Genomic DNA, 13819 nt, shown 5'->3' on the forward strand with positions numbered 1-13819 from the left:
TTTTTAGAAAGCAATCTGTTTTTCAATTTCATTTTCAATTACTTATCATTTTATTCTTCAAAATCAAAACCATACAAGGTTGCAAAATAGTCCTCAGGGCGCTCTGCTCGGCGTATTTGACGGGCTTTGCCTTCTTCGGTATAAAGGATTTCCGCAGAACGAAGTTTGGCGTTGTACTGGTAGCCCATGGAGAATCCATGTGCACCTGTATCATGAATTACCAGCAAATCACCGATTTCTGTATGAGGCAGTTCGCGATTCACTGCAAATTTATCATTGTTTTCACAGAGCGAACCAACCACATCTACCACTTCAGCTGGTCCATCTGGATGGGTCACGTTAGTAATATGATGGTAAGCTCCGTACATAGCTGGACGCATGAGGTTGACTGCTGATGCATCCACACCTAGATAGGTACGGTAGGTTTTTTTCTTATGAGTCACTCTTGTGACCAAAGCACCGTGAGGGGCTAACATAAAACGACCCAATTCGGTAAAAATCTTGACCTGACCAAGGCCTGCTGGCGTAAGAACCTCTTCATAAACCTTACGAACTCCCTCACCAATCAAGGCAATATCATTTGGCTCCTGGTCTGGACGATAGTTGACACCAATACCGCCAGAAAGATTGATAAAGTCTAGCGAAATACCCAACTTTTCCTTGATTTCAACAGCCAATTCAAAAAGCTGACGAGCCAACTCTGGATAATAGAGATGGGTCACGGTATTAGATGCTAGGAAGGAGTGAATCCCAAAAGTCTTGGCTCCTTTTTCCTTCAAGATGGCAAAAGCTTCAAAGAGCTGGTCCTTGGTCATACCAAACTTGGCTTCTCCAGGATTGTCCATGATGTCTGTTCCCAGTTCAAAAACGCCTCCAGGATTGTAACGACAAGAGATGATTTCTGGAATTCTTGCTGCACGCTCCAGATGTTCAATATCTTCAAAGGCATCCAAGTTAATGGTCGCACCCAATTCACGCGCATAGGCATATTCCTTATCTGGCGTATTGTTTGAAGAGAACATAATCTCAGAACCTGGAAAATCCAGTTTATGGCTCATTAAAAGCTCTACATAACTAGAGCAGTCCACACCACAGCCTTCCTCTTGGAGAATTTTCAAAATAGCTGGAGTTGGAGTAGCCTTAACTGCAAAATATTCCTTAAAGCCCTTGTTCCACGAAAAGGCTTGGTTGACAGCTCTTGCCTTCTCACGAATCCCCTTCTCGTCATACAAGTGAAAGGGAGTGGGGAACTCGGCAACAATCGCTTCTAACTCTTCTCTATTGATAAATGGTGTTTTCATAAGCTTCCTTCTATTCTATTTGCAAAGAAAGGCTGGGACAAGCGTTCCAACCTTTAGTTCTATCTCTTATTTATCTTCGTCAAAGATATTGCCAACCTCAACATCGATGGCTTGGTTCTTGACATCAATATTGGTTACCTTCAAGAGTGACTTGTAGTCAAACTGCTTTTCACGTTCTTCTTGGGCATTGTCCGCAAAGACCGCTACACCTGCCAATTCTGAATCAAACTCTCGCAAGAGACTGATCATCCCATTGACCGTTCCGCCACCTTTCAAGAAGTCATCCACAATCAAGACACGGCTACCTGCCTTGAGACTGCGTTTTGAAAGGAACATTTTCTCAATGCGGTCACCACTTGAACCTGATACATAGTTGACGCTAACAGTTGAACCTTCGGTAATTTTCAGGTCACGGCGCACAATAACAAAAGGAACATTGAGGACATTGGCAACTGCATTTGCAAGAGGAACACCCTTAGTCGCTACTGTCATAACCGCATCAATTTTTTGGTCCATAAAGCTCTTGGCAATAATGCGTCCAATATTTTTCAAGATAGCTGGTGTGCTAAGCAAATCTGACAAGTAGATATAGCCACCAGGCAAGATACGGTCACTTTCTGACAACTTGGCACGCAAGTCCTCAACCATTTCCTTGGCATCATGGCTCGAGATTGATGGTGTGAAAATGACACCACCACCAGCACCAGTTACTGTCTGGATATGACCGATTTCAATTTCCTCAAAGGCGCGTTTGATAATCACGATATCTTCTGAGATGGATGATTTAGCAGATTCATACTTTTCAGCAAAAGTATTGAGACTAGTTAGTTTATAAGGATGATTAATCAAATAGTTGGAAATGACAACCATCCGATCACTTCTTCTTAATTTCATTTCTATTTCCTATTCCATTTTTATTCAAAAAATCAAAAAGCAAACTAGAAAGCTGGTCGCTGGTGGTTCAAAACACTGTTTTGAGATTGTCGATAGAACTGACAATTCCTGTAATATACATGTATATATACATACGACAAGGCGATACTAGCCTAGTTTGAAGAGATTTTCGAAGAGTATTCATTTTTGTCTTTTACTTATTATACCATATTCACATAAAAAAACGAACATTCTTATCCTAAAAAATGCTCATTTTTCTTAAATTGTTAATCTAAATCTGGTTTATAGAAGGAACGATTATCCATAGCGAAGATTTTATTGGTCATCTCTCCTTTATCCACCAAAGCCAGAGCTGTTGACATCATCATCATGCTTGCATCCAGATTGTCAATCATATGGATAATCTCTGCTTCCATAATGCGTGGACGGACTGGGCTTCCATACTCAAGTAAGCCGTGGTGACTAAGGATGACGTGACGAAGCAGAACGACTTCTTCCTTGGTATCATCAATGCCGAGCTCCATAACTGTCTTGGTAATTTCACTATCAATCAGAGCGATATGTCCAAGAAGATTACCTCGTACTGTATACTCAGTCTGGTCTGGTCCAGTCAACTCGATGACCTTAGCCAAGTCATGCAGCATAATTCCCGCATAGAGCAGACTCTTATTGAGCTGAGGATAGATTTCGCTAATGGCATCTGCCAAGCGTACCATGGTCGCCGTATGGTAAGCCAAACCCGTTTCAAAGGCATGGTGATTAGTCTTGGCAGCGGGATAGGAGTAAAATTCCTTATCATACTTGGTGTAGAGCTTTCGGACAATTCGTTGCCAAACAGGATTTTCAATTTTAAAAATCATTTGCGACATGTAGTCACGGATTTCCTTGACATCAACTGGCGACTTGACCTTGAAATCAGCCGGATCATTGGGTTCACCAGGTTGAGGCAGACGAAGGGTAATTTGATTGACTTGAGGGGTGTTGTTATAAACTTCTCGGCGTCCTTTCATGTGGACAACCTTACCTGCGGTAAAGGCCTCAACGTTATGAGGTTGGGCATCCCAGAGTTTCCCTTCAATCTCGCCACTATCATCTTGGAAGGTAAAGGCTAGGTAGTTTTTCCCAGCTCGAGTTTGCCTCAGGTCAGCTGATTTGATTAGGTAAAAGCCTTCAAACAGCTCATCTTTTTTCATGTGACTAATCTTCATATTCTTCCTCATTTTCTTGGAAATGGAGTAGATCAAGCGCAGGCTCACCTTCTGATAACTCAATGTGACGGAGCGTTCGCTCGATAGCTGTAGTGCGACGGTTTAATAATTCATCAATATTGCCAGAGGCATGTTGAAGATGTTTTTGTGCCTTGACCAGAATGCCACCAAACTTGCCAAACTCGGTCTTGACACTGGCAAGAGTCTTGCTGATATGGTCGGCGCTCTTTTGGATATTGAGGGTTTTGAAACCAACTGATAGGGAATTGAGCAGGGCTGACAGGGTACTTGGACCTGCAACAATAATCTGCTCCTCCCGTCTCAAGTCATCAAAGAAGACAGGATTGCGGACAATTTCTGAGTAGAGACCTTCTGTGGGCACAAACAAAACTCCAAAATTGGTTGTCCGAGGTGGTGCTATGTACTTGTTCCTGATATCCTTGGCAAAGCGCTTGACGCTTGCTAGGAGTGACTTGCGACAGCGTTCAATCTCATCCTTGTCACCCACTTCATAGGCTTCTTCCAAGCGGTAATAATCTGCCAGTGGAAACTTGGAGTCAATTGGCAGGTAGACGTAGTCTTGGTCGCCTTGTCCGGGTAACTTGATAGCGTATTCCACTCGTTCACTGGAGTTTTCAACCGTTGCGTATTCTCTTTCGTACTGGGCTGGTGTCATGATGTCTTCGATGATTTGCCCCAGTTGCAATTCACCCAGAATTCCTCGCGTCTTGGTTCCAGAGAGAACCTTGTTGAGGGCTCCGACATCGCGGGCAACAGTCTGCATTTCTCCAAGACCACGATTGACCGACTCCAGTTGTTTGGAAACTGTCTCAAAGGAAGCCTGCAAGCGTGTCTGCAAGGTCTTTTCCAACTTTTCCTCGACTGTTTGGCGCATTTGTTCCAAACGTTGCTCATTTGATTCCTGCAGGGCTTGAAGCCGTTGGTCGGTCTTGTCTCTGGTTTGGAGGAGATTATCTGTCATTTCTTGACGGACTTGCGTCAATCCTTGATGCAACTCAATTCGCACTTCTTGCAAACGGTCGCTGACAGCCACTTCCAAGTCTTTTTGATCTAACCGACTGGCTTGTCTGGCTTGTTCAAAGCGATAATCCAACTGGTCTGACAAGTGATCTGCCTGATCCTCCAAGATCTTGCTGAGATGTTTTTCCTGCTTAGCCTGCCTTTGCCAAATCAGAAAGAGGCCAGCTAGGTTGGCAATCAATAATAGAACAAGTAAACTTTCCATCCTACCTCCTGTCCTTACTATGCAAGACAACTACATAGCCATCTGGGCAAGTCACCGAAACTTCCCTATCTATATATTCGTTAGAAGCGTACACTTTTTTAAAGAAAAAATTCTCCTCTGCCAACTCATACTTGGCACCGAGAATAGTCAGCTGGCTATCCCGAACCGGCATAAAGGCTAGATAGTCGTAGTCTGAACGGGGTTCAAGCTGACTGGTCCCTTCTGGACAATAGGCAATCAAGTTTTGCCCATCCTCAATTTCTATCTGGCGCATATAAGGCGCCAACTTGGGATTGCTAGGAAGAAAAACATTGGCCAGCATGTGATCAATACGGCCACCCAAAGCACCAAAAATAGTAACCTCAGCCTGAGGATTTTGCTCAAAGATGGTTAAGAGAGCCAATTCCAAATCTGTATCATCTTTTTCTGGTCGGGCTTGGACAAAATGCTGGGCACGTTTTTGAATCACCTGTCGCTCTTCTTCCGTCACAGAATCAAAATCTCCAACCGCTAGAGCAAGAGGTAGATTTTCTTCCAAAACCCAGAGCGATCCTCGATCCACACCGACAAAACTATCAAAGTCCGTCCGATAATGGCCGCGGTCTCCGCCTGCAAAAACTGCAACCCTAGTCCAGTTGTTTTCTGAGAGTTTGTACTCGCTCATTGACATCTCCCTTAAAGACATAGGAACCTGCTACAAAAATGGTCGCACCAGCTTCTTTAGCTTGGGCAATAGTTTGGTCATCAATCCCGCCATCCACTTCGATTTCAAAGTTCAAACCTTTTTCCTTACGAAGAGCAACCAACTCACAGACCTTATCCATGGTCTCTGGTAGAAAGGCTTGTCCACCAAAGCCTGGGTTAACCGTCATGACTAAGACTTGGTCAACTAGGTGAAGCACATGCTTAATGGCTTCAACTGGTGTGCCAGGATTGATAACGACTGAAGGCTTAACTCCGAGTGAACGAATCTTTTGGAGGGCACCATGAATATGAGGCGTTGCTTCCACATGGATACTGATAATATCCGCACCTGCACGCGCAAAGTCCTCTAAATGATGCTCAGGGTTTGACACCATCAAGTGGCAATCGAAAACCATCTTGCTATGAGGGCGAAGAGCTTCGACCACACCCGCACCAAAACTGATTTGCGGTACAAAATGACCATCCATAATATCGATATGGGCATACTCTGCCCCAGTTGCTTCTAGGCGTTTAATTTCACGTTCAAAGTTGGCATAATCTGCTGCCAGAATTGACGGAGCAATCTTGTATTGAGACATAGGTTTCTCCTTATTTTGGAATTTTTTTGCTGACCTTTTTATATGTTTCTCTGCGATTTTCAATTTCGCTGAGGAATTGCAGGTAGTTGTCAAAACGGAAGCTGGCAATAACACCTTCTTCCACTGCTGGCTTGACCGCACAAGACGGCTCATGGGTATGGGTACAAGTACGGAATTTACAGTCTCGACTGACAGTAGCAATCTCTGGGAAGGCCTGATTGAGGTCTTCAGCCGTTGTTACTTCATAATCCAGTGATGAAAAGCCTGGTGTATCTGCGATTTTACCCCCATTAAGATTGTAAAAACTAACTGCTCGAGTAGTGTGGCGCCCGCGACCCAGACTGTCTGAAATTTCTCCTGTTTCAAGATTGAGATCTGGTGCGATTTTATTGAGAAGAGTTGATTTCCCAACACCTGTCTGCCCCATAAAAACTGTAACCTTACCTGTTAATAAAGGCAGGAGTTCCTCTTTGCTGGTCACAAAGTCATAGCCGATGTCACCATAGGTCTGCTGGTAAAAATCCAGTTCTCCCCCGTCTTCCAACAAATCCATTTTAGAAATATAGACGATGGGATGAATACCCTTATGCTCCAAAAGAACCAAGAAACGATCCAGCAAATTGCTGTTAAAATCAGGTTCCTTGACGGACATGATTACTACAGCTTGATCAATATTAACAATAGGCGGACGGACTAGACTGTTTTTGCGTTCATGAATCTTAAGGATATATCCCTCAGAGTTTTCCTCGGCAGAGAAATCTACCCAGTCCCCAACGTAAGGGGTATGCCCTTTTTTACGGAAATTCCCACGCGCCCGTGTTTGATAGACCTGACCATCACTCTCTACATAGTAGAAGCCTGCCAAGGCTTTAATAATTTGTCCCTGCATCTTAGAGTCCTTGCCCTTTAAGTGCGTCTGCTAGGCTGGCAAATTCTTCCAAGCTGAGAGCTTCCCCACGTACACTTGGTGACAAACCTGCTTGGTCCAAGGCCTTGGTCAGCTTGTCCTTGACTTCCTCAGTCTTGCCAAAGTAACCTGTCAAGTTATTCCATAAGGTCTTGCGACGATGAGTGAAACTTGCCTTGGAAACCTTAAAGAAGAAGTTCTCGTCTTCTACTGCTACAGCTGGCTCTGGACGACGCACCATTTTCAAGATAGCCGAGTCCACATTTGGCGCTGGCACAAAGACAGTCCGAGGCACGATAAAGGCAACCTTGGCAGTCATGTAGTACTGCACCGCAATCGACAAGCTACCATAAGCTTTGGTATGCGGCTGAGCGGAGATGCGATCCGCCACTTCTTTCTGCATCATAACCACAAACTCACTAAAAGGAATCCCACTCTCGATTAGGTGCATGAGAATAGGCGTCGTGATGTAGTAGGGTAAGTTAGCCACTACCTTGATTGGCAGGTCAGGATTTTTAAAATTCTGGATATGTTGCGCCAAATCAACTTTAAGAATGTCCTCGTTGACTACGGTCACATTGTCAAAATCACGCAAGGTATCTGCCAAAATCGGTACCAAACGGTGGTCGATCTCAAAGGCCATGACTTGAGCTGCACGCTCAGCCAAAAACTCCGTCAAGGCACCAATCCCTGGCCCGATTTCAATGACATTGACCTGGTCATCAATCTCAGCCGTATCCACGATTTTTTGAAGGATGTTGGTATCCGTCAGGAAATTTTGCCCGAAGGACTTTTTAAAGGTAAAACCGTGACGCTCCAGCACTGCCTTGGTCACGCTGTAATCTGCAATTCTCATCTATTCTCTTTTCTATTATCTGTTACTTCTATTGTAACACATTCCCCTTGTATTTTGGGGGTGAAAATCATACCAAAAAACTATCTTTCCTCATGAAGAAAGATAGTCTTGAAAATCTTTAAAAGGGGACTTAGCGCTTCTCTCGAAACATCCGTTCATACTCTTCGAAAATCTCTTCAAACCACGTCAGCTTCACCTTGCCGTACTCAAGTACAGCCTGCGGCTAGCTTCCTAGTTTGCTCTTTGATTTTCATTGAGTATCGAAAAAATCAGCTTCTTGATAACTTCGATTTTCAGGTAGGGTCAAATCTACATCCTCCTCCACATCGTCCACTGTCAATTCAACCGTTTGAGGTAAATTTTTCAAACGATAATGCTTTTGCCTTTGCCCTTCAATGCTAGCAAAATCAAGCAAATAGCCATTTACTCGGATTTGAACCAAAAGGAGATGATTGGTCATATTTTCCATGATGAGAATATCTTCTAAACCACCTCTGGCACTCGGATAATCAGATACCCTGCGAATACGGATTTTTTCACACATGAGCAAGCTCCCTCATATCAATGATTTCATCGGCCTTATTCCAGACTAGGGGATTATGAGTCGCAATGATGATCATTCGATTTTCATCTTTCAAGCCCACCAAGAGATTCATAACCTCCTCTGAATTTTCAGGATCAAGAGCTGCTGTTGGTTCATCTGCCAAAATCAAGGGTGGATTTTTCAAAATAGTCTTCGCAAGGGCAACTCGTTGTGCCTCTCCCCCAGATAAAGTATAAATTTTTTGTTCCAAATCCAAATACCCTAGATTAACCTTTTCTAAAGCCTCCACTTGCCTTTCCAAACGTTCTACTTTTGAGATTTTCTGACCAACAAAGCCCAAATCCAAATTCTCTTTGATTGATTGGTTTTCTAAAAGGCCAAAATTTTGAAAGAGATAGCCCATCTGGTCTCGAAAATACTCACGAGTGGGAATGGTTTTTAAATCTTTCCCCTGATAGAGAACCCTTCCACCATCTATCTTTTCTAGCTTTCCTAAGATATTCAGCAGCGTCGTCTTTCCGCTCCCACTCTTCCCGATTAAGGCATAGACCTTGCCCTTCTCCAGCTTGAGGTTTAAACCAGAGAAAATCGCGCGGTCATTAAACTTCTTTTCCAATCCTTGAATATCAATCATCTTATTTTCCTTTCAATACTGCCATGCTACCAGCTTCTTCTTTTTTGTCCTGCCTTACTAAAATCAACAGAGCGTTAAGCGTAAACAAAGCTACAACTAGAGCGCTAATCAAGCTATCTCCTGTCAAAACACTAGATAGGATTAGCCCAAGTAAGAGAACTCCTCCTTGCGCCAGTAAATACTTGCCATGAAGCTCATAGATTGTCATACCAGAAAGACGTTTAATCATGAGCTCCCGTCTGAACTGCTCAAAATAGAGAAGACTCATGGAATCAAATAACAAGATAGCCGTAGACAGGGTCAAAATCGTCCCAATAAGGAGAGAGTAAAACTCCACCCGTTTGTCATTTAGTACCTTGGCAAAAAATAGCTGGCTTTTTACCAAGTAAGAGACCTTGTGATACAGACCTTGCTCTTTTAGAGCGGTGATGCTGTCTCCATATCGATCTAGTTTCAAGGCACTATTAGCCGTAGTTCCCCACAACATCCCTGCAACAGGTCTTGTTCCAGTCGCTTGCGGCGTTAGAACTACAATAATCGGATCTTTTAGGTACTGACGTGTTGTCTTGTACCCATCATTATAGAGGAAACGTTCCTGTCCTGTTTCTGTAAAATCTAGCCTTAGCTGTGGAAGGTAGTGTTTCCGACTCGTCACTTCTACACTTTCAGATGAAAATCTTTGCAGGTAATCTGTAAATAATCCTTGGTAGTAGGCAGACTGCTCTCGCAAGCTCTCAGGCAAGATCAGCCCAAACTCTCCCTCAGACAAGTTTTGCATCTTATCCATAAACTCTGAAGAAACGGTAATCTTTTCTTCTATCAGATAGCGCGGTGAGACATAGATAACATTCCCTGACGGTGTGTAGTCACTGAGACGATTGCCATCTAGGTCCACTTCTGCTCCATCTGAGAAATTGTCAACATTGCTCATAATATAAAAAGAGTCTGTATTGGCTAACCGTTCTTCAGTAAATGTCTGCCACTCACGATTATCCTTACGCATTCCTTCTTCATCGGCAAATGCACTAGACCAACCAAAGGATAGACGGTAACGGTCTGAGGACTGGCTCCATTTATCGCTTGCCTTCTCCATCTCCTGCATTTCACGGTAGTGAGGTAGGAGAGTAGTTGCACTCGAACCGACCACCAGCACGGCCAAGAGTTGCCCCATCATCATCAATGTCATCATACGTTTGAGAGGGAGTTTCCCTTTCAAGAGATCCACCAGACTATTTCCCTGTAAACCAAGTAGATAGACGACACTTAGTAAGGTAGAAATCCCTGCCAAGGTCAAGCCATAAAGTAGAAGAGCAATGATGACAAGTTGCACCGTTGCCATAAACAAGGCACCTTGATACCAGAGAAGCCCCAATCCCACAAGACTGGATACCAGCACTGAGCAGATAAGCTGTCTCACATCTTCTAACACTGGTCTGAGAGCCACCCCAAACAAGCTCTCACCAGCGATTAAGCGAATCCCTGCTTGACGAAGGGATTTGATCCGATAAATCAGGGTCAAACTCATAAAGGTCAGCAGAAAAATAGCTAAACTCAGTAGCACCATAGGGGTGGCCGTCAATAGTAAGACTATCGAAAATGGATCTTCTCCATTCGAAACAAAGCCTTGATAACCAAGCTCTTTCAAGGTGGTCTGTAAACTCACTCCATCCAAACTTCCTGATACAATCAAGTAAGACCCTAATAAATCACTCGTTTCTGCACTATCCTTGGAGGAAATGGTCAGACCTTCTGGAAGCTCTCCCTGACCATAAGTGGCATAGGTAAAGCGTGTTTCTCCAGCTTCATTTGGCTCAACAATCCGACGGGCGATGAGACTATTGTGCTCTACTGCCAAGTTACTCAAAGCCTCTGTCACCTCTTCGCGACCAGCTACTGGCTGGTCTAGCCCAGTACCCATCACGTCAACAGAGGGATAGTTTCCAAATAAAATCTCTTCTCGATGGTCAACGGAATTTATTACCATATAAAGCGATACCAATACCATTGAAATCAAAATAAATAAGCGTTTCATCATTTCCTCCAAAAAGTTACTTGGTCACTTAGTGAGAAGATGACCACAGTCACTGCCATGTTAAGAAGTTTATTAAATTCTTTCTACTAGCAACATCTTCAAATATATTATATCCGTTTTTTCAAGAACTATCAAGGACATCAATGTCCTTAAAATCTAACTATTTCATATTATTTTTGGCTTATATCTAAAAAAACAGTTCTAAAGACGAACTTTAGAACTGTTTTGATATGAGGACAAGGACATTTTTGTCATTGCTTCACGATATTTATAAATATTTTTTTAAATCTTCTTGCCATTGTTTTTCTAACATAGTAACTAAATAAGAATTTTCTATTATATCAGCAAATAGCTTCGATTTCTGATAGAACTGTTCGGCAGATACATAATCATTTTTTATTATTAGAGATAATTTCCACTCCAACATCAATATAATTGGTTTCTTCTGGAAATCTTGTGTTTTTTCCATTATATGATTAAGGCTAAAGATATAAGATTCTAGTGAATCATAAGACGACAAATTATCCAAACAGGCTAGACCCGAAAACAAAGTGTTACTTAAAGCAAACAGATATTCTGGTGCAATCAATTCTACATGATTTGTCAAACGAACTAAAAACGAATGAATTCTGTTAATTTCTTCAATCTGATTTTGACCTTGTTTTATCTTTGTAAGCACTATAGCAAAATATAAGTTGATAACTTCTAATTCATTTATCAAAAACAATTCCTTATCATAAATTGTTTTAAAATAATCGTCCAGTACGGTTTCCCCATATTCTGGTCGTCCGCTTCGAATAACATCTATCGTTGCTCTAGTAGCTTCAAACCATACTTTTTCCTCATTAGGAAGTTGCTCATAAAATAAATCCTCTATCTCTTCCAAACACGCTTCTTTCTTATCATACTCCTCTTCTTTACCATAGATTGGTTCACGTAAAATCTGGTATTTCAATTCTAAATAAGCAGGAGGAAGAGCTGAAAAATCCGGCATAAGGCTATAAGCTGGAACTCCTAAACGGCGAGCAATATAGTCTAACTTGGGCAAACCCGGTTGCGAAGCTCCACTTTCAATTCGCGACAGTTGACGAACTGTCAGTTCTTGCTCATCTCCACAAAAATCTGGACGACTAATTCCTTTTTCTATCCGAATCTCTTTAATTTTTTGACCAATTAACATCAGACGCCTCCTCTTCTACCTGCTTCGAAAAATACTGTGAAACTTAAAAAATTGTAACGGCTACATCTTTCCTACTCATAAGATTTCATAGCTTCTTCCACTTCTGCCAAAGTAACCCCAAACAACTCTAGGCGTTTGAGGAGTTGCTTGCCGTTGGAATAGCCAATTCGGAGAGCCTCTCCTAGATATTCTCGTCGCTTACGGCTGTCTGCCCCTGCTAGAAAACCAAGGCGAATCAAGTCGCTACGACTGATGTCAAACTGACTCTCATGTTCAAATTGTTCTGTCACCTGAGCTAGAGCCGTTTTCAGGTCTTCATAGCTGGCATGCTCAATTCCCAGAGAACGCCCCTTGGTCTTGGACTTAGGAACAGCTTCATCTCGCTTGAGAAAGGCATGCTGAACTGTTGGAATGGCCGTCATAATCATGCGCCGAATCCGCTCCCCATTAAAATCTGGGTCTGTAAAGACAATGACTCCATGACGTTGGTGTAAGCGCTGAATCCGCTCTAGATCCTGATCATTGATGGCAGAACCTCGTGTCTCATAGGTCTCCACATCGAAATAGCGTTTGAGATTGGCCGTATCATCGCGACCTTCAACCACGATGACTTGAGAAATTTTTTCCTTCATCACTTGCTGTCCAATCCAAAAATTCGTTCTGCATTTGCAGTTGTTACCGCCGCTAGCTCTTCTGCCATCATGCCACGCAAATCTGCAATAAAATCCACTACATAGCGAGTATAGGCTGTTTTGTTTTCGCGACCACGTTTAGGAACAGGAGCCAAGTAGGGAGCATCCGTTTCCACCAAAATCTTGTCCAAAGGTAACTCTTTAGCTGCTTCTTGGATGTCAGTTGCTTTCTTAAAAGTCACCACTCCTGAGAAGGAAATAGTCATGCCAAGCTCCACAAACTTCTCTGCCCATTCAAGAGTTCCTGAGAAAGAATGCATAATGCCACCACGAGGACCAACGCCCTCACTCTTGATAATCTCATAGGTATCTTCCAGCGCATCACGGGTATGGACAACAAAAGGCAAATCCAAGTCCTTAGATAACTGGATCTGACGGCGAAAAACCTGTTCCTGCACCTCTTTTGGCGCTGTCATCCAGTGGTAGTCTAAACCAATCTCACCCAAGGCAACCACCTTAGGATGCTTGAGCTTATCAAGCAAGTAGTCTTCAATTTCCTCTGTGTAAGTCCCTGCTTCTGTCGGGTGCCAACCGATAGTCGCATAGAGCTGGTCATACTCATCTACCAACTCCAAAGCACGCTCAATCGTCGGTTCATCAAAACCAACAATATTCATCTGTGTCACACCCATCTCAGCAGCCAAGCTAATTTCTTCTGCCTCACGACCTGCAAATTCTTCTACATTCAAGTGTGTATGTGTATCAAAAATCATCTCTTCTAACCTCGTTTTCTATCTTCTATTATACCAAAAAAGAGGAGGGGCACCCAATTTTTCGGTTTCCCTCCTCTCTTCAATAGAGAGCTATTCTGCTAGCTTTTCTACTAGATATTGCCCATCTTCTATTCCACAGTTAGAGACAGAAGAGACTGGCTAGATTGATAGAACATCCCTATTCATCTAATACTCTTCGAAAATCAAATTCAAACCGTGTCAACGTCGCCTTGCCGTACTCAAGTACAGCCTACGGCTAGTTTCCTAGTTTGCTCTTTGATTTTCATTGAGTATAAAGTATGTGATTATCTTGGGTTCTCTCTTCTCTC

Annotated in this window: 14 protein-coding genes; all 14 read right to left on the reverse strand. The window is 42.9% G+C overall.

Annotation, left to right across the window (positions count from 1 at the left end; genetic code table 11):
• Positions 1–50: 50 nt before the first annotated feature.
• The 14 genes from DSY56_RS08795 to DSY56_RS08865 all read right to left on the reverse strand — a co-directional run bounded on the left by DSY56_RS08795 (position 51) and on the right by DSY56_RS08865 (position 13490).
• Entirely contained in the window at positions 51–1301 is a 1251-nt protein-coding gene (locus DSY56_RS08795) for a diaminopimelate decarboxylase (protein WP_112445140.1), read from the reverse strand.
• Positions 1302–1367: 66 nt separating this feature from the next.
• Positions 1368–2195: a pur operon repressor gene (purR, locus tag DSY56_RS08800; protein WP_001825276.1), complete on the reverse strand. Its 828-nt coding sequence runs from the start codon at positions 2193–2195 to the stop codon at positions 1368–1370.
• Positions 2196–2461: 266 nt separating this feature from the next.
• On the reverse strand, positions 2462–3403 hold the full coding sequence (locus DSY56_RS08810) for a 3'-5' exoribonuclease YhaM family protein (RefSeq protein WP_000703197.1): 942 nt from the start codon (positions 3401–3403) through the stop codon (positions 2462–2464).
• A complete protein-coding gene (gene rmuC / locus DSY56_RS08815) occupies positions 3393–4649 on the reverse strand; it encodes a DNA recombination protein RmuC (protein WP_112445142.1) in 1257 nt (418 codons plus the stop codon). Before rmuC ends, DSY56_RS08810 begins: the two co-directional genes overlap by 11 nt.
• Position 4650: 1 nt before the next feature.
• Positions 4651–5313, reverse strand: coding sequence for a thiamine diphosphokinase (locus DSY56_RS08820; protein WP_112445144.1), 663 nt, complete (start codon positions 5311–5313; stop codon positions 4651–4653).
• Positions 5276–5932, reverse strand: a complete 657-nt coding sequence (gene rpe, locus DSY56_RS08825; protein WP_112445146.1) for a ribulose-phosphate 3-epimerase — start codon at positions 5930–5932, stop codon at positions 5276–5278. Before rpe ends, DSY56_RS08820 begins: the two co-directional genes overlap by 38 nt.
• Before the next feature lie 10 nt (positions 5933–5942).
• Positions 5943–6821: a ribosome small subunit-dependent GTPase A gene (gene rsgA, locus DSY56_RS08830; RefSeq protein ID WP_112445148.1), complete on the reverse strand. Its 879-nt coding sequence runs from the start codon at positions 6819–6821 to the stop codon at positions 5943–5945.
• A gap of 1 nt (position 6822) precedes the next feature.
• Positions 6823–7695 carry a 16S rRNA (adenine(1518)-N(6)/adenine(1519)-N(6))-dimethyltransferase RsmA gene (gene rsmA / locus DSY56_RS08835; RefSeq protein WP_112445150.1) on the reverse strand — a complete coding sequence of 291 codons (873 nt, stop codon included), beginning with the start codon at positions 7693–7695 and terminating at the stop codon, positions 6823–6825.
• 250 nt (positions 7696–7945) lie between these two features.
• The gene (locus DSY56_RS08840; RefSeq protein ID WP_000333262.1) at positions 7946–8239 is read right to left on the reverse strand and encodes a hypothetical protein; all 294 of its coding nucleotides are present in this window, start codon (positions 8237–8239) and stop codon (positions 7946–7948) included.
• On the reverse strand, positions 8232–8873 hold the full coding sequence (locus DSY56_RS08845) for an ABC transporter ATP-binding protein (RefSeq protein ID WP_000565529.1): 642 nt from the start codon (positions 8871–8873) through the stop codon (positions 8232–8234). The genes DSY56_RS08840 and DSY56_RS08845 overlap by 8 nt, the downstream gene beginning before the upstream one ends.
• 1 nt (position 8874) lies before the next feature.
• Positions 8875–10905: a bacteriocin-associated integral membrane family protein gene (locus tag DSY56_RS08850; RefSeq protein ID WP_200832423.1), complete on the reverse strand. Its 2031-nt coding sequence runs from the start codon at positions 10903–10905 to the stop codon at positions 8875–8877.
• A gap of 268 nt (positions 10906–11173) precedes the next feature.
• Entirely contained in the window at positions 11174–12085 is a 912-nt protein-coding gene (locus tag DSY56_RS08855; protein ID WP_112445154.1) for a helix-turn-helix domain-containing protein, read from the reverse strand.
• Positions 12086–12156: 71 nt separating this feature from the next.
• Positions 12157–12717, reverse strand: a complete 561-nt coding sequence (gene rnmV / locus DSY56_RS08860) for a ribonuclease M5 (protein WP_112445156.1) — start codon at positions 12715–12717, stop codon at positions 12157–12159.
• The gene (locus DSY56_RS08865; protein ID WP_112445158.1) at positions 12717–13490 is read right to left on the reverse strand and encodes a TatD family hydrolase; all 774 of its coding nucleotides are present in this window, start codon (positions 13488–13490) and stop codon (positions 12717–12719) included. Before DSY56_RS08865 ends, rnmV begins: the two co-directional genes overlap by 1 nt.
• Positions 13491–13819: the final 329 nt, after the last annotated feature.

Origin of the sequence: Streptococcus sp. 596553, from assembly GCF_900411395.1 — a bacterium.
Classification (GTDB): Bacteria; Bacillota; Bacilli; order Lactobacillales; family Streptococcaceae; genus Streptococcus; species Streptococcus mitis_BA.